Here is a 16686-nt window from a genome sequence, read left to right on the forward strand (position 1 = left end):
AAGGCATTGCGGGCGCGTCCGCCAAAAAACACCCGGGCCGTGCGCGGCCCGGCGGTTCAATTGGTCAGTTCCACGCCGGCGTCCTGGATGACCTTGCCCCAACGGGCATAGTCCTCGGCCAGGCGTTCCTGGAAATCCTTCGGTGAGTCCAGCACCGCGGGCGCCATCGCGGCCGCGGCCAGCGCGTCCTTCACCTTGGGTTGCGACACCGCCTTGCGCAGCGCCGCGTCCAGCTTCGCAACCACCGCGTCGGCAGTGCCCGCGGGCGCGAAGACGCCCACCCAGTTTTCCACGTTGAAGCCCGGCAGGAATTCCTGGGCAGTGGGAACGTCGGCCAGGAAATCCACGCGCTTCTCGCTGGTGACGGCCAGCGCCGTCAGGCGTTTCTCCTTGATCTGGCTGTACAGCGGCGGCAGGTCCATGACGATGCCGTCGACGTGGGAGCCCAGCGTGTCGGTGACGGCGGGGCCCGCGCCCTTGTAGGGCACGTGCACGATGTTGGGCTGGACCTTGCGCAGCAGTTCTATGGTCAGGTGCGGCAGGCCGCCCGTGCCGGACGAGGAAAGGGTGACCGGCTGCGTCCTGGCCCGCTCCAGCAGTTCCTTCAAGGTGGTGACGCCGGACAGGCGGGGGCCGACGGCGATCGCTTCGGGCGTCAGCGCCATCATGTTGACGGCCTTGAACGCCTTGGTCGCCTGGAACGGCGGCGTCTTCATGGTCTGGGGCGCCAGCACGATGGGGCTGATGCTCGACAGCAGCAACGTATAGCCGTCCGCGTCGGACTTGGCGACATGGTCGGCGCCGATGACGCCGCTGGCACCCGCGCGATTCTCCACCACGACGGAAACGCCCAGGGCCTGGCCCAGTTCCGGCGCGATGATGCGCGCGGCGATGTCGTTGGACCCGCCGGGCGGATATCCCACGACCAGGCGGATGGGTTTGTTCGGGAAGGCGTCGGCGGCCAGGGCGGGCGCCGCGATCGCCAGGGACAGCAGCGCCAGCAACGCCGTCAGCGCGCGCCGGGTGGGGTGTGGGTTCCGCATGATTGTCTCCGTGTCGTTATGAATGGTCTGCGGTGGGGCGGCGCCTGGCGATGTCGAGGGTCAGGCGTCCGTGGGGTTGTCCAATGCGTGCAGCAGGGCGGGCAGCAGCGCCTGCCATTCTGCGACGGCGCCGGCCTCGGCGACGTCGAAGATAGGGGCATCGGCGTCACTGTTGATGGCGACGATGCGCGTGTGTGGGTCGATGCCGGCCAGGTGCTGGGGCGTGCCGGAGATGCCGATGGCCAGGTACAGGTCGGGGCTGACGTACTTGCCGGAGATGCCCACCTGCCGTGTCACGGGCGCCCAGCCCGCATCGACGGCGGGCAGGCTGGCACCGACCGCACCATCCAGCCTGGCGGCGATGTCGTACAGCAGAGGGAACGCCGCGTCGTTGCCCAGGCCGCGCCCGCCGGACACCACGACGCGCGCGCCTTCCAGGGGCGCGTGGGGTTCGTTGCGCGCCATCTGCGCGAGCGGATGCGGCGCGCGCGGCGCGGGCAGGTCGTCCAGGACATGGACGGCGGTCTGCCGGGCCGCCGCGGGCACGGGGCCTGCATCCGCCCGGCCCGCCTGGGCACGGACGGCGGCGATCATGGCGCCGGCGCATGCCAGGCTGATGTCCAGCCGGTTGCCATAGGCGCCGCGGCGCGCGTGCAGGACACCTTGCGCGTCGAACGAGAGATCGGCGCAACGGCCCAGCGGGGCCGCATTCAGGCGCGCCGCCAGGGCGCCGGCGAAGGCCTCGCTGTCGGGATGGGCGGCGACCAGCATCAGGGCGGACGCGGGCAGGGCGGCCGGCCCGCCGGGCCGCAGCGCCTCGGCATACAGGTCGACGTACTGCTGCGTCTGCAGGCCGTCGGCGGCGGTCGTGATGAACCAGGCCTGGTCCAGCCCGGCCGCGCGGGCATCGGCCAGGGCCGCCTCGCGTGCGGCGGGCGGTCCGGCCAGCACGGCTTGGGCCGCGCCGCCATGGCGGTCGGCAAGGCGCCGGGCGTGGCGCATGAGGGCCTGGGCGCAGGCCAGATGCTCGCCGCAAGCAGGTATCAGCGCCAGCACGGTGGGGGTATCGGGCATTGGGGCATCGCTCAGGGGTGGGAGGCGGCCGCGCGCAGGTAGTCGGCCAGCGCGGCCGCCTGCGCCTGCACGGTACCGGTGAACAGCTGGCAGTGCCGTGCGCCGCGCGCGGCGGCCGCGGCGGGGGCGGCCTCGGCCAGCGTGGCGGACGCAGCGGGGCTGGCCGGATCCGGCGTGGCCGCGTCGAACTTGAACTGCTTGGCCAGCGCCACGTTCTTCATCAGCGGATGGCGCAGCCGATTGCTCCTGTCGTTGCTGATGCTGGCCATGGCGGGCGCGGGCACGTCCAGGGCTTCGTCCTGCCGCGCGCCGCTGCGCAGCAGGGTCCAGCCCCCGCCGGTCCGCGGCCGGGCCTGCAGGGCCAGGCCGACATAGGGCAGCCCCCAGGCCTCGGCCAGGTAGGCCGGCGCCATGCCGTCGTCCAGGTCGCCGTGTTCGCGGCCTATCAGGACGAGGCCGGGCCAGGCGTCGTCCTCGCGCAGCAGGGCGGGCGCATGCCGCGCCAGCCAGGCCGGGTTGCCGCGCTGGGCGGCGGGCGGGCACAGCCCGCACACCCGGTCGGGCTTGAGCGCGGCGATGGCACGCATCAGCGCGACGTCGCCCGCGCCATCGGTCACGACGACGGTGACCCGCGAGGCCGCGCCCTGGTCGCGCAGCTTGAGCGCGATCTCAATCGCGGCCTCGTCGAAGGGGCTGGGCTTGTACGCCACCGTGCTGGCGCCAGGCAGTTCGCGCCAGTCGCCGGAGGCGGGCCTGGGCAGCGGTTTGCGGGAATCGGCCACGCCCGCGACCAGTGCTGCGACGTGCATGACGGGTCTCCTCAGCCGGCCAGCGCCGTGCGCGCCGCGATGCGGCCGAATATGGCCGCCTTGCCCAGGGCGGAGCCGGTCATGTAGGCCGCGCCGTGCAGGCCGCCGACTACCTCGCCCGCCGCGTACAGGCCCGCCAGCGGGTCGCCGTAGACGTCCTGCACGCGCATGGCGGCATCGACGCACAGGCCGCAGTAGGTGCCGTAGACGGCCGCGGTGGACGGATAGGCGTAGAAGGGGCCTGTCTCGATCTTCACCAGCCTGCCGTGCTGGTGCACCAAATGCGCGCGGCCGAACTCGGGATCGTGGCCCGCATCCACGTGGGCGTTGTAGGCCCGGACGGTGTCGAGCAAGGCCTGGACGGGGATCTCGAGCATCGTGGCCAGGTCTTCCAGGGTGTCGGCCTGGAAGACCAGTCCTTCTTCGTGGCGGCGGTTGATGTCCAGGATGCGGGTCTGGTCGTCCCCGCTGTCGAAGATGGGTTGGTCGAAGATCTGGAACGTGGCGCCGTAGGGCTGCTGGATGCAGGCATCGCCCAGCAGCTTGTACGAGATGGATTCGTCGACGTAGCGTTTGCCGTCCTGGTTGACGGCGATGGCGCCCTTGTACACGGCCAGCAGGCTGTGATGGTTGGTGTCGTCGGTGGGATGCTTGCCGTACGTGCCCTTGATGTAGATCATGTCGCGGCAGTCGGCGCCCAGCAGCTGGGCCATCCGCAGGCCGTCGCCCGTGTTGCCTGCGCCGCCGATGAACACGGCCGCTTCCGCGTGGTATTGCGGCGCGTAGCGGTGGATCAGCCCGGCGTCCTGCACGAAGCCGCCGCTGGCCAGCACCACGCCGTGGCTGCCCAGCACATCGAACACCTGGCCGTCGCGCTGCGCGCGTACGCCGATGACCCGTCGATGGTCAGGATCGCGGATCAGGCGCAACGCGCGGGTGTCCGTCAGCAGCTGGACGTGGCCGGTGCGCCTGGCGCTGGCCGCCAGGGCCCGTACGGCATCGGCCGGGTCGACGTTGTGCACGCGCGGCACGGACTGGCCCGACGAGGTCTCGATGTGCGGGCCGAACACCACGCCGGCCTTCTTCAGCCATTCGTAGGTATCGAGCTGGTGGTCGACGTAGGCTCGCACCAGGGCTTCGTCGTTCTCGAATTTCCCGACCTCGCGCAGGTCCTGGAACAACAGCTCGCTGGAATCCTCGACGCCGTTCTCGCGTTGCAGGTCGGTGCCGGCAAAGGCCAGGCAGCCGCCGGACATGGCCGACGAGCCGCCGGTCTCGGACAGCTTTTCGAGCAGGACGACGTCTTGCCCTGCCTGGGCGGCCTGCAGTGCGGCCGCGAAGCCGGCCATGCCGGCACCGACGACCACCAGGGTCGTGTTCAGATCGGAATTGCTCATGGGATCGATTCTTCAGTCCAGGCGTATGCGCGTGCAGCGCGAGACGGGGATGTTCAGGCGTGCTGCGCGGCGCGGGCCAGCGACGCGGCGTGCGCGCCGCCGATGCGGCCGAGCACCGCGCCCGCGGTCAGGCCGATGCCGCCGGCATACTTGACGTAGTAAAGGCCGCCGACCATCTCGCCGGTGGCATACAGGCCGGGCAGCGGCTGGTCGTTGCCGTCCAGCACCTGGCCATGGGGGTTCACCTTGACGCCGGCATAGGTGCACGTGATGCCGCAGGTGACGGCATACGCCACGTAGGGGGCGGTATCCAGCGGCTGGGCCCAGTTCGACTTGGGCACGGCCAGGCCGCGCGTGCCGCGGCCGTCCTTGAGCGCGGGGTTGAAGGGCACGTCCTGGTCGATGGCGGCGTTGAACTCGCGCACGGTCTGCAGGAACCCGCGCGGGTTGATGCCGTCCATCTGTTCGGCCAGCGCTTCCAGCGTGTCGGCCTGCAGGCGGGTGGCGTGCCTGACGCGGTATTCGTCGGGCAGCAGGCCGACCGTCCTGGCGTCGAACACCTGCCAGGCCACGGAGCCGGGCTGCGCCAGCACGCGCGCGCCCATGCCCGAATAGGTGTAGTTGCGGAAGTCCAGGCCTTCGTCGACGAAGCGCCGGCCGTCGGCGTTGACCACGATGCCGAGGTTGAAGTAGTTCTTCTGCTGGTTCAGCAGGTTGATGTCGCCGAACGCGGGCGCGTTCAGGTCGTAGAACACCGCATGGCAGCCGGTCCAGTTGCCGTGCGCGGCGGCGCCGGCGCCGATCGCCATCTCGATGCCATCGCCGGTGTTGTAGCGCGAGCCTCGCACCTTGGCGAGGTCCCAGTTGGGGCCCAGGTACTGCGCGCGCCAGCGCACGTTGGCATGGAAGCCGCCGGTGGCCAGCACCACGGCGCGGGCCTGCAGCGTGTCGACCTGGCCGTTCCGTTCCAGCGTGATGGTCCAGGTGTCGCCCGTGCGTTGCAGACCGCAGGCGCGCGTGCCGTAGCGCAGGTCCAGGCCCAGCTTCCCGGCGCGCGCGTACAGCGACTGCATCAGGCCGAGGCCGCCGCCGGAGACTTCCACGGTGAGTCCCCCCCAGAACCTGTTCTTGCCGTCCACCTTGAAGGACTGGCGCCCATAGATGGGCAGGAAGCGCACGCCATGGCCGCGCATCCACATCATGGTGGGAAAGCTCTGGCTGACCACGGTGTCGAGCACGTCGGCGTCGGCGCGGTAGCCGCTCATGGCCACCGCCTCGTCGTAGAACTGTTCCTCGGTATACGTGCCGAAGTCGCTGTTGGCGAACTCGTCGTCGCTGAGGTCGGGCATCAGCGTCTTCAGGTCGTCATTGCCCTTGTAGGCAATGCGGAACGCGCCGCCGGTGAAGGCGGAGCTGCCGCCGCGGCTGGCTTCGGGCGCGCGTTCGACGACGACCACCTGGGCCCCGGATTCGTGCGCCGACAGGGCGGCGCACAGGGCGGCATTGCCGCCGCCTATGACCGCTACATCGCAGGCTTTCATCGTAAGTCTCCCATCTGTCTGGCATCGGCGTTCGAGGTGCGCCGAAGAGCTTCAGGGAGATTGTGCGGGGCGTGCGGAGACGGGGGAACGCCGCCGGGCCGAAAGTGTTCTTCGATTTAATTGAACGGCGGAATCAGCGTCCGCCCTGCACGGCGCGCGCGTACTGCACGGGCCACGCGGTGGGCGCGTCCAGCGCCGCGGCGGCGCGCAAGGGCCAGTACGGATCGCGCAACAGCTCGCGCGCCAGGAACACCATGTCGGCCTGGCCCTGCCGGAGAATGTCTTCGGCCTGGTTGGCCTGCGTGATCAGGCCGACCGCGGCCGTCGGAACGCCGGCCTCGCGCCGTATGCGCGCGGCGAAGGGCACCTGGTAGCCCGGCGCCGCGTCGCCGCGCGAGGCGGGCAGGATCGAGCCGCTGGAACAGTCCACCAGGTCGACGCCCAGCGCTTTCATGCGGCGCGCCAGCTCAACGGACTGCGGCAGGTCCCAGCCGCCCTCCAGCCAGTCCGTCGCGGACAGGCGCACCATCAGCGGAAGCTCGGCGGGCCAGGCCTCGCGCACGGCGGCGGCGACCTCCAGCGGGGCGCGCACGCGGTTCTCGAACGCGCCGCCGTAGCGGTCGGTGCGCCGGTTGGCCAGCGGCGACAGGAACTGGTGCATCAGGTAGCCGTGCCCCATGTGCAGTTCCACGCCGCGCATGCCGGCGGCCAGGCTGCGGCGCGCGGCGCGGGCAAACAGATCGGCGACGTTCGCGATGTCCGCTTGCGACATCGATTCCGGCAGCGGGTACTCGTCGTTGAAGGGCACAGCGCTGGACGCCTGCACCGGCCAGCCGCCTTGCTCGATCGGCACCGCGCGCCGGCCCTCCCAGGGCACCTGCGTGGAGCCCTTGCGGCCCGCGTGCGCCAACTGGATGACGGGCACGGCACCCTGGTCGGCGATGAACGCCGCGATCGGCCGCAGCGCGGCCGCCTGCTCGTCGTTCCAGATGCCCAGGTCGGCCTGGGTGATGCGGGCTTCCGGCGACACGGCCGACGCCTCGAACATGACCATGCCGGCGCCGCCGACGGCGCGGCTGCCCAGGTGCACCATGTGCCAGCTGTCCGCCAGGCCGTCCCGGCTGCAGTATTGGCACATCGGCGCGACGCCGATGCGGTTCTTGAATTCGACGCCGCGCAGCCGCAAGGCAGAGAACAGGATGCTGGCCATCGTCAGTCCACCGTGACGTGGGCGTCGCGCACCACCTTCTTCCATTTTTCCGTTTCGCTGGCCAGGTACTGCCCGAACTCGGCCGGCGTGCTGCCCAGCGGATCCAGCCCCAGTTCGGCGAAGCGCTTCTGCAGCGCATCCGACTTCAGCGCGCGCAGCACGGCGTGGTTCATGGCGTCGACGATCCCGGGCGGCGTGCCGCGCGGTGCGACCAGGCCATACCACGGGGTGACGTCGTAGCCGGGGGCGCCGCTTTCGGCCAAAGTGGGCACGTCGGGCAGCACGGGCACCCGTTTCGTGCTCGTCACGCCCAGCGCGCGTACCTGTCCCGACTGCACCCGCGGCACGGCTGCGCCGACGCCGTCGACCATGAGGGAGACCCGGTTCGGGATCAGGTCGGTGTAGGCGGGCGCGGTGCCCTTGTAGGGGATGTGGGTGATCTCGACGCCGGTCATGTACCGCAGTACCTCGGTGGCCAGGTGCGCGGAGCTGCCGGCGCCGGCCGAGGCGTAGGATACCTTGCCGGGATTCGCCTTCGCGTAGGCGATGAACTCCCGCAGCGTCTTGAAGGGTGCCTGCGTGCTGGCCAGCAGGATGTGCGGCGCCTGCGCCACCAGCGCGACGGGCGCGAAGTCGCGCAGATTGTCGTAGGGGATGTTCTTGTGCAGGCTGGCATTGACCGCCAGTACGCTGAAAGGCGCCATCATGTAGACGTAGCCGTCGGGCGCGGCCTTGGCCGTGGCCTCGGCGCCGATGATGCCGCTGGCGCCCGGCCGGTTCTCGACGACCACGGGCTGGTGCAGTTCGGTGCTCAGCTGTTCGGCCACCGCGCGCGTCATCAGGTCCAGGGTCGCGCCGGGCGTGAACGGCACGATGAAGCGGACCGGACGGTCGGGGTAGGCCGCGGCCGCCGTCGTGGCCGCACAGGCCGTCAACAGCGCGCCGGCGATGCCGCGCAGCAGGGTCGCCCGCGTGGCGGACAAGATGCTTTTCATGATGGCTCCTCGTTCCTCGCCCGCGCACTGCGCACGGGCGGCGCGCCTGTGCCGGCGCGGTCGGGGCAAGTATGGGACGCGACGCGGCGTGCAGGGGACGCAGTGGGCAAACGCCAGGTTTCCGCTTTGGAAACCGGCGAAGCGGCGCGGGACGCGCTCAGTCGGCGGGCGGCCCGGCCTGGTCATCGGCATCCGGCAGCCGCCACACCGTTTCCGCCGACAGCGCCCATTCGGGCGGCCGCTGCGCCCAGTCCTTCAGGAACTCGAGCAGGTGCCGCACGCGATGCGTCATGTTGCGCCGCGTGGAGAACACGGCACTGATGTCCAGCTCGTCGGGCCGGTACTCTGGCAGCACGGCCTGCAGCGTGCCCTGCTGCAGGGCATCGGCCACCATGTAGTGCGGATGCAGCGAGATGCCGGCGCCCGTCAGCGCGGCTTCCTTCAGCGAATCCCCCAGGTTGGATCGCATGGAGCCGCGCACCTTCACCTCGCAGTCCTCGGGCCCGCTGAAGCGCCATATGCTGCTGGCGGACTTGACGGTGTGCACCAGGCAGTTGTGCTGCCGCAGGTCCTGCGGCGCGCGCGGCGTGCCGTGCGCCGCCAGGTAGCGCGGCGAGGCCACCAGGCTTTGCGGCACGCGCAGCAGCGGCACCGCCACGTAGCTGGCGTCGTCCAGCGAGGGCGCGATACGGATGGACAGGTCCAGCGCGTCGGCCACCAGATCGGAGCGTCCGTCGTCGTACACCATCGTGATCTCGATGTCGGGATACTGGTGCGTGAAATGCGCCAGCACGCGCGTCAGGTGGTAGGCGCCGAACGAGGGCGGGGTGCCGATGCGGATCGAGCCGCGCGGCAGCAGCACGGCGTTGCGCACGTCGCCCTCCAGCGCCTCGTAGCGGTCCAGCAGGTCGCGCCCGCCCTTGAGCACGCGGGCGCCGGCCTCGGTCAGGGCCAGGTGTTTCGAGTTGCGCTTGAGCAGCTGCGTGCCCATCTGCGCCTCCAGCGCGGCCACGTACTTGGTGACGGTCGCCTTGGACAGCGACAGTTGCACCGATGCCTTGATGAAGCTGCCGCATCGCGCGACCTCGGCGAATACCTGCAGGCAACGCAGTCTGTCCATGAATGTCTCCCCTGAACGTTTCTATTTTTGAAACTTTGGATTGTCGATTAGGGGGTCTGGCGGGTCAAGAAAGGGCTTAAATTGCCACCCAAGCCACCGATTCCGGAAACGCACGCTAGCGTGATCCGGACGAAACCCTAAAGGAGACCAGCATGCTGACCGGGACTTCCCTCGCCCAGGCGGACGTCGTCAGGGCGTCCGTGACGCCGGAAGAATGGGCGGTACGCGTCGACCTGGCCGCCGCCTACCGGCTGGCCCACGAGTTCGGCTGGGCCGACATGATCTACAACCACATCTCGGCACGCGTGCCCGGCGCGGACGAGCATTTCCTCATCAATCCGTTCGGTTTGGCCTACGACGAGATCACCGCGTCCTCGCTGATCAAGGTGGATCTGCAGGGCAACATCGTGCATGCGCCCGATCCGCAGTATTCGATCAACCTGGCGGGCTACGTGGTGCACAGCGCGGTGCATGAGGTGCGGCACGACGCGCTGTGCGTGATCCACACGCATACCGTGGCCGGCATGGCCGTGGCGGCGCTCAAGTGCGGCCTGCTGCCCCTGTGCCAGACGGCCATGCGCTTCGCCGACATCGCCTACCACGAGTACGAGGGCGTGTCGCTGGACAACGACGAGCGCCTGCGCCTGCAGCGCGACCTGGGCGGCAGCGACGTGATGATCCTGCGCAACCACGGCCTGCTGGCGGTGGGCCGCTCGATTCCCGAGGCCTTCAACAACATGTACCGCCTGGAGCGGGGCTGCCAGGTGCAGGCCATGGCCATGGCCTGCAACACCGAGCTGCAGATGCCGCCCGAGGACGCGCTGCGCAAGGCCAACGCGCAGATGAAGACCAACAAGGCCGCCGCCTACGCGGGCGGCCCGGCGCCGGCCTTCGGCGTGATGGAGTGGCCCGCCTTGCTGCGGCGCCTGGACCGCAGGAATCCGGGCTATCGTGACTGATCGGCCACACAGCGAGCATTCCGACATGACCGACCGAGCCTTCTGCATGCTGGTGTCCCGGCCCGTCGCCGAGGCCGCGGCGACGCTGCTGTCCGAGAGCTGTGCCCAGGAAGGCCTGCGGGCCGAGCTGCTCGTCCACGACGTCGACCATCCGCTGGACGCGCGCGACCTGGAGCGCGTCGAGGCCGCGCTGCTATCGGTGGACATCATCGGCGAGTCGAGCAAGACGGCGCTGGATCCGAATCTGTCGGCGTTCGTCGCCGCGCTGGCCGCCGCCCCGTCCTTGAAGTGGCTGCAGGTGTGCTCGGCGGGCATGGACCGTCCGTTCTACGCGGACCTGGCCGCGCGCGGCGTGCGACTGTCCAGCGGCGCGGGCACGAACGCCACGGCCGTCGCCCAGACGGCGGTCACCGGCGTGCTGGCGCTGGCGCGCGACCTGCCGCGCTGGCAGGCGGCCCAGCGCGCGCATCGGTGGCAGCCGCTGCGCGGGGAACTCACCCCGCGCGCGCTGGATGGACAGCATGCCTTGGTGGTCGGCATGGGCGAGATCGGTGTGCAGATCGCGCGCACGCTGGTGGCGCTGGGCGTCGAGGTGACGGGGCTGACCCGCACGGCGCGCGCCGCGCCGTTCGAGGGCCGCCTGACGGTCTATGGCGAGCTGGACGCGCTGCTGCCCGGCGCCGACTGGCTGATCCTGGCCTGCCCGCTGACGGACGACACGCGGCACCTGGTCGATGCGCGCCGCCTGGCGCTGCTCAAGCCCGGCGCGCGCGTCGTCAACGTGGCGCGCGGCGAGGTCATCGACGAGCCGGCGCTCATCGCGGCGCTGCGGGCGGGCACGCTGGCCGGCGCGCACCTGGACGTGTTCGCGGTGGAGCCGCTGGCGGAGGAGTCGCCGCTGTGGGACCTGCCGAACGTGCTGATCTCCGCCCATAGCGCCGGCAATTCCACCGGGCACCAGCGCAACGTGACCGCGCTGTTCGCACGCAACATGGCCCGCTACGCGCGCGGGCAGCCGCTGATCAACGAGTGGCGCCCGCCCAGGGCGACCTGACAACCCCCATCGTCCCGGTCTGCATCGTCCGCGTCCTCCAGGCGCGGGCTGCGGCCGCTCGCGCCCGCGCGTCGCGCAATGACGCATTCCTTTGTGGAGAACCCCATGGATTTCATCCCCGAGAACGGCCGTTGGCCCAGTCCCTTCAATCAGGCGGCCGATCCCGCGGCCCTGGCCGGCAGGCGGATACGGATCGCAGACTGCACACTGCGCGACGGCGAGCAGCAGGCCGGCATCGTGCTCAACAGCGACGACAAGGTCGCCATCGCCCGCTCGCTGGATGCCTTGGGCGTCCACGAGATCGAGGCGGGCACCGTGGCCAGCAGCCAGGAAGACCGCGAGGCCATCGGCCGCATCGTGCAGGCGGGGCTGAACGCGAAGATCAGCGTGCTGTGCCGCGGCATCAACGGCGACATCGACATGGCGCAGGACGTCGGCGCCTGGGGCGTGCGCCTGAGCTTCCCGGTCAGCGACATCGAGCGCGAGTACAAGCTCAAGGGCGTCAGCGAAGACGAGTACCTGGCGCGCGCGCTGGCCCTGGCCGAGTACGCGGCGAAGAAGAACCTGGCGGTCATCTTCAGTCCCTTCGACACCACGCGCGCCAGCCTGCCCTTCCTGCGCCGCATCGCGGCCGAGTTCGCGCGCGCCGGCACGGTCGACCGCGTGCGCATCGTGGACACCACGGGCTGCGCGCTGCCGCAGGCGATCTCGATGCTGGTGGACGAGGTCGTCACGGCGGGCGACGGCATTCCCGTGGAGATCCATTGCCACAACGATTTCGGCCTGTCCTGCGCCAATACGCTGGCCGGCGTGCAAGCGGGCGCCGACTACGTCTCCAGCACCATCAACGGCATCGGCGAGCGCTGCGGCAACGCGTCCACCGAGGAAGTCGTCATGGCGCTGGAGATCCTCTACGGCTACGAGACCGGGCTGCGCCTGGAACGGCTGAAGGGCATCTCGCAAGAGGTCGAGACCTTGACCGGCATCCGGCTGAGCCCCAACAAGGCGGTCGTGGGCGAAAACGCCTTCCGGCACGAGGCCGGCATGGTCGTCGCCGGGCTGCTGAAGAATCCGTTCACCGCAGAGTCCTATGCGCCCGAGATCGTCGGCCAGCAGCGCGGCATCCTGCTGGGCAAGAAGAGCGGCGTGGTTTCAGTGCAGCACAAGGCGCTGCAGCTCGGGCTGGAGGTGCCCGAGCACGCCCTGGCGCCCGTGCTGGAGGCGGTCAAGGCGGACGCGGTGCGGCTGCGCCGTTCGCTCGATGACGACGAGTTCGTCCGCGTCGTGCACGCCACCCTGGCCGACCTGCCGCGCGCGCCGCAATGAGCCATCCCTCCATACGCTTAGGAACCATCCATGCAGATCGTTGAATCCGGCGCCGTCCTGGGCGCACGCATCGAGGGGGTGAGCCTGGCCTCGCCCCTGTCCGAAGAGCAGTTGCGCGGCATCGAGCAGGCGCTCGGGCGCTACGGTGTCGTCAGCTTTCCCAACCAGGAACTGACCGCGGGGCAGCTGCGCGACTTCTCCGCGCGCTTCGGCACGCTCGAGGTCAACGTGGCCAATCAGTACCACGAACCCGGCATGCCCGAGGTCATGATCCTGTCCAACCTGAAAGAGGATGGCAAGCCCATCGGCCTGGCCGACGCGGGGCAGGACTGGCACACCGACATGGCCTACAGCCGCACCATCGCGTTCGCCAACGTGCTGTACGGCATCCGCATTCCCGTGCGCGACGGCCGATCGCTGGGCAATACCGAGTTCTGCAACATGCATGCCGCGTACGACGCGCTGCCGGACGACCTGCGCAGCGAACTGCAGGGCATGACGATCACCCATGACTTCAACAAGTTCTGGGAGAAAATGCGCCAGGAGAAGGGCAGCACCCGGCCGCCGCTGACCGAAGAGCAACGCCGCCGCAAGCCGCCGGTCACGCATCCGGTTTTCCTCGAGCATCCCATCACGCGCCGCCGCGTGCTGTATGCGAATCCGGGCTACTCGGTGCGCATCAACGAGATGTCCGAGGCCCGCAGCGACGAGGTCCTGGCCTTCCTGTTCGAGCACCAGCTGCAGGAGCGGTTCCGCTATCGCCACCACTGGGCGGTGGGCGACGTGCTGATGTGGGACAACATGGGCACGATCCACAACGCCGTGGCGGACTACCGGCCCGACGAGCCGCGCCTGATCAAGCGCTGCCAGGTCATGGCGGACCGCTATTTTCCCGAGGCGTTTGCGTGAGGGCCCGCCGGTACGCCCGCGGCCGTGTCCGTGCCCAGGCCGCCCGGAGGCAGCCATGAGCCGCGTCGGCCTGTGCCACAGCATCGACGGGTTGCGGCGCGAGGCGCGCCGCCGCCTGCCGCGTCCGATCTTCGATTTCTTCGAGGGCGGCGCCGAGGACGAGACCACGCTGCGCGACAACCGCGACGCGTATGCGCGGGTGCGGCTGTCCCCGCGCGTGCTGCGCGACGTGGCCTCGGTGGACCTGTCCACCTGGCTGCTGGGCGGCACGGCGGCCATGCCCATGGCCATCGCGCCTACCGGCGCGGTGGGATTCGGCTGGCGCGGCGGCGACGTCGACCTGGCCCGCGCCGCCGCCGCCATGGGCATTCCGTACACACTGTCCACCTCGGCCACGGCGTCGATCGAGGAGATCGCCGAGAAGGCGCCCGGCCGGCTGTGGTTCCAGGCGTACATCCTGCAGGACAAGGGGCGATTGCACGCATTGATCGACCGCGCCCAGGCCGCGGGGTACGAAGCGCTGGTCATCACGGTGGACCTGCCGGTGGGCGGCAAGCGCGAGCGCGACCTGCGCAACGGCCTGGGCCTGCCCATGAAGCTGAGCCCGCGCAACGTGCTGGCGTTCGCCTCGCGACCCGCGTGGGCCCTGGACATGGCGCTGCGCCGGCCGCCCGTGATGCCCAGCCTGGCGGGCATGCGCAAGATCGATCCGGACCGCAAGGCGATGGAGTCGGTGGCGGGGCGCAACTACGACCCCTCTTTCGACCTGGCGGCCCTGGCCCGCCTGCGCGAGCGCTGGCCGGGCCGGCTGATCGTCAAGGGCGTGGTCAACCCGCGCGACGTGGCGCCGCTGCTGGAGCTGGGCGCCGATGCGCTGGTCGTGTCGAACCACGGCGGCCGCCAGCTCGACGGCGGCGTGGCCACGCTGGATGCGCTGCCGGGCGTGGTCGAGGCGGCCGGCGGGCGCATTCCCGTGCTGCTGGATGGCGGCATTCGCCGAGGCGCCGACATCTTCAAGGCGCTCGCGCTGGGCGCCGCCGGCGTGCTGACCGGTCGCGCGACGTTGTATGGCGTGCTGGCGGGCGGGCAGGAGGGCGCGCAGCGGGCGCTGCACATCCTGCGCGACGAACTGCAGCGCACGTTCCAGCTGTGCGGCGCGGCGCGTGTGTCCGACGTCGGCGCCGACATGCTGCATGCGTCGCCGCCATGACGCAGGCGCGTCGCCGGCATGCACGCGCCGGCACCAGAAAAACCAGAACCCCATCAGGAGACATGCATGAGAAAACTCATCCACACGCTGGCCGTGCTGGCCGGCCTGGCGTTGCCGCTGGCCGCTTCCGCGGCGCCGTTTCCGGCGCAGCCCGTCACCATCGTCGTGCCCTTCGCGCCGGGCGGCCCATCCGACAATGTCGCCCGGGTGCTGGCCCGTGAACTGAGCAAGCGATGGGGACAGTCCGTGATCGTGGACAACCGGCCCGGCGGACAGACGACCATCGCCACCAGCTTCGTCGCGCGCGCCAAGGCCGATGGCCACACGTTGCTGTACATCAGTCCGTCGTGGACGACCAATCCGCTGCTGATGGACAGCCTGCCGTACAAGCCGCAGGACCTGACGCCCGTCACGCTGGTGGGGCGGTATCCGCTGGCGCTGCTGACCCGCGGCGGCAGCGGTCCCCGGTCGCTGGCCGAGTTCATCGAGCAGGCGCGCGCGTCCAGCCAGCCGGTGGCCCTGGGCAATGCCGGCATCGGGTCCAGCTCGCACCTGGCGGCCCTGGAGTTCGCCGACGCCGTGGGCATCAAGATCATCTCGGTGCCCTACAAAGCGGGAACGATAGGAGCCATCAACGACCTGATCGGCGGGCAGATCTCAGGCGTGTTCGAGGGCCGCAACTTCAAGCCGTTCGTCGACGACGGCAGGCTGCGGGCCTTGCTGATCGGCAGCGCCGCGCGCATGGAGAACTGGCAGGACGTACCCAGCGCCACGGACGTGGGCTATCCCGATCTGGAGCTGTCCTCGTACTTCGGCATCATGGTCGGGGCCAGGACGCCGCCCGAGGTGCGCGACCAGCTGGCGCGCGACATCGGCGAGATCCTGCGCAAGCCGGAGGTGCGCGCGCACATCCTGGACCTCGGCCTGACCCCGGAGCCGCAAACGCCACAGGCCTTCGGCGACTTCCTGCAGGCGCAGCACGACCGGATGCAGGCGCTGATCGGACGGCACAAGGGCGGCATGCAGTAGGGCGGGCAGGCGCCGGTCACTTCGTGGCCGGCACGTCCGTGCCGGCGACCATGTAGCCCGCGATCGCCAGCATCATCGCGCCCAGCGCGCCTTCCTGCGCCCGCAGGAACCAGCGATTGCGCGTCAGCCATGGGCGGATGCGCGAGGCGCCATACGCGAAGCCGGCGCCCGAGAACAGGCCGAACACCTTGGATACGCAGGCCAGCACCAGCATCTGCCGCCAGACGGGCCCCTGCGCGGGGTCGGTGAACTGCGGCAGGAAGGCGATCAGGAACAGGGACACTTTGGGATTGAGCAGGTTCGTCAGGAATCCCTGCACGAACACGTCGCGCCCTGTGCCGCGTGCCGGCACGGCGGCAAGCTCGCGCGCCTGGCGGCTGCGGCGCAGCGCCTTGATGCCCAGGTACGCCATGTAGAGCGCGCCCAGCAGCTTCACGCCCACGAAAAGCGCGGGCGATTCCTTGAAGAGGGCAGCCAGGCCCAGCACAGCCAGCGGAATCTGCACGAAGCCCGCGCAGAAGGTACCCAGCACGCTGAGCCACGCAATGCGGAAGCCCTGGGTCATGCCGCGGGTCAGGGTCAGGGCCATGTCGGGGCCGGGAGTGAGCTTCAAGGCCAGGTCGGCGGCCAGGAAGAGCAGGAACAGGTGCAGCGTGGGCATGGAGCGGAGCGGGCAGGCTGCAGCGACGTGCTGCGCGGGGCGCTCGACTATATCCCGGCGGTGGCGGTGCGTTTTCCCGCTGTGGGCCCCCGTCGCGAAATTTTGTCCGATTCGTCACGCGTGCCAGCGCCGGACCTGGAACCCTGGCGGCGCGATGGCGCGCGCCGGCATTTGCATATATTGCGAATCGGTTAACCGGTAAAAAATGACACCATTTAACACGTATATAAATAAGTTTATGCCCACTACTTTTTTGATATTTGTGTAATGAGTGTAATTTTTTGCCCCGACTCTCTCCCAAATTACATCGATTTTGACTCATCTCCACAGCAATAAAAATTTTTAGAAA

15 protein-coding genes are annotated in these 16686 nt (G+C 69.8%); 6 read left to right on the forward strand and 9 right to left on the reverse strand.

Going from position 1 to position 16686, the window contains the following annotated elements:
* Positions 1-56: 56 nt before the first annotated feature.
* The 8 genes from FS845_RS13925 to FS845_RS13960 form a co-directional block, all read right to left on the reverse strand.
* The gene (locus FS845_RS13925; protein ID WP_144636134.1) at positions 57-1043 is read right to left on the reverse strand and encodes a Bug family tripartite tricarboxylate transporter substrate binding protein; all 987 of its coding nucleotides are present in this window, start codon (positions 1041-1043) and stop codon (positions 57-59) included.
* A 60-nt stretch (positions 1044-1103) separates the two neighbouring features.
* On the reverse strand, positions 1104-2117 hold the full coding sequence (locus FS845_RS13930; RefSeq protein WP_144636138.1) for an electron transfer flavoprotein subunit alpha/FixB family protein: 1014 nt from the start codon (positions 2115-2117) through the stop codon (positions 1104-1106).
* An 11-nt stretch (positions 2118-2128) separates the two neighbouring features.
* The gene (locus tag FS845_RS13935; RefSeq protein ID WP_144636141.1) at positions 2129-2926 is read right to left on the reverse strand and encodes a hypothetical protein; all 798 of its coding nucleotides are present in this window, start codon (positions 2924-2926) and stop codon (positions 2129-2131) included.
* Positions 2927-2937: 11 nt separating this feature from the next.
* A complete protein-coding gene (locus tag FS845_RS13940) occupies positions 2938-4323 on the reverse strand; it encodes a flavocytochrome c (protein WP_144636144.1) in 1386 nt (461 codons plus the stop codon).
* A gap of 53 nt (positions 4324-4376) precedes the next feature.
* Complete coding sequence (gene tcuA, locus FS845_RS13945) at positions 4377-5864, reverse strand: FAD-dependent tricarballylate dehydrogenase TcuA (protein ID WP_144636147.1); 1488 nt, start codon at positions 5862-5864, stop codon at positions 4377-4379.
* 133 nt (positions 5865-5997) lie between these two features.
* Positions 5998-7074: an NADH:flavin oxidoreductase/NADH oxidase gene (locus FS845_RS13950; protein WP_144636149.1), complete on the reverse strand. Its 1077-nt coding sequence runs from the start codon at positions 7072-7074 to the stop codon at positions 5998-6000.
* Between the two features lie 2 nt (positions 7075-7076).
* Positions 7077-8069, reverse strand: a complete 993-nt coding sequence (locus FS845_RS13955; protein ID WP_144636153.1) for a tripartite tricarboxylate transporter substrate binding protein — start codon at positions 8067-8069, stop codon at positions 7077-7079.
* 157 nt (positions 8070-8226) lie between these two features.
* Positions 8227-9189, reverse strand: coding sequence for a LysR family transcriptional regulator (locus FS845_RS13960; protein WP_144636156.1), 963 nt, complete (start codon positions 9187-9189; stop codon positions 8227-8229).
* 152 nt (positions 9190-9341) lie between these two features.
* Between FS845_RS13960 and FS845_RS13965 the strand changes: the two genes are divergently transcribed.
* The 6 genes from FS845_RS13965 (at position 9342) to FS845_RS13990 (ending at position 15676) form a co-directional block, all read left to right on the forward strand.
* Complete coding sequence (locus FS845_RS13965; RefSeq protein WP_144636159.1) at positions 9342-10148, forward strand: class II aldolase/adducin family protein; 807 nt, start codon at positions 9342-9344, stop codon at positions 10146-10148.
* Between the two features lie 25 nt (positions 10149-10173).
* Entirely contained in the window at positions 10174-11202 is a 1029-nt protein-coding gene (locus FS845_RS13970; RefSeq protein WP_144636162.1) for a D-2-hydroxyacid dehydrogenase, read from the forward strand.
* 105 nt (positions 11203-11307) lie between these two features.
* Positions 11308-12528: a hypothetical protein gene (locus tag FS845_RS13975; RefSeq protein WP_186332282.1), complete on the forward strand. Its 1221-nt coding sequence runs from the start codon at positions 11308-11310 to the stop codon at positions 12526-12528.
* A 30-nt stretch (positions 12529-12558) separates the two neighbouring features.
* On the forward strand, positions 12559-13437 hold the full coding sequence (locus FS845_RS13980) for a TauD/TfdA dioxygenase family protein (RefSeq protein ID WP_144636168.1): 879 nt from the start codon (positions 12559-12561) through the stop codon (positions 13435-13437).
* A gap of 55 nt (positions 13438-13492) precedes the next feature.
* Complete coding sequence (locus FS845_RS13985; protein WP_144636171.1) at positions 13493-14647, forward strand: alpha-hydroxy acid oxidase; 1155 nt, start codon at positions 13493-13495, stop codon at positions 14645-14647.
* 66 nt (positions 14648-14713) lie between these two features.
* On the forward strand, positions 14714-15676 hold the full coding sequence (locus FS845_RS13990) for a tripartite tricarboxylate transporter substrate binding protein (protein ID WP_186332283.1): 963 nt from the start codon (positions 14714-14716) through the stop codon (positions 15674-15676).
* Positions 15677-15692: 16 nt separating this feature from the next.
* Here FS845_RS13990 and FS845_RS13995 read toward each other — a convergent pair whose 3' ends face one another.
* Positions 15693-16337: a LysE family translocator gene (locus FS845_RS13995; RefSeq protein WP_186332284.1), complete on the reverse strand. Its 645-nt coding sequence runs from the start codon at positions 16335-16337 to the stop codon at positions 15693-15695.
* Positions 16338-16686 lie beyond the last annotated feature (349 nt).

Source organism: Bordetella genomosp. 13, assembly GCF_007679965.1.
Taxonomy (GTDB): domain Bacteria; phylum Pseudomonadota; class Gammaproteobacteria; order Burkholderiales; family Burkholderiaceae_B; genus Bordetella.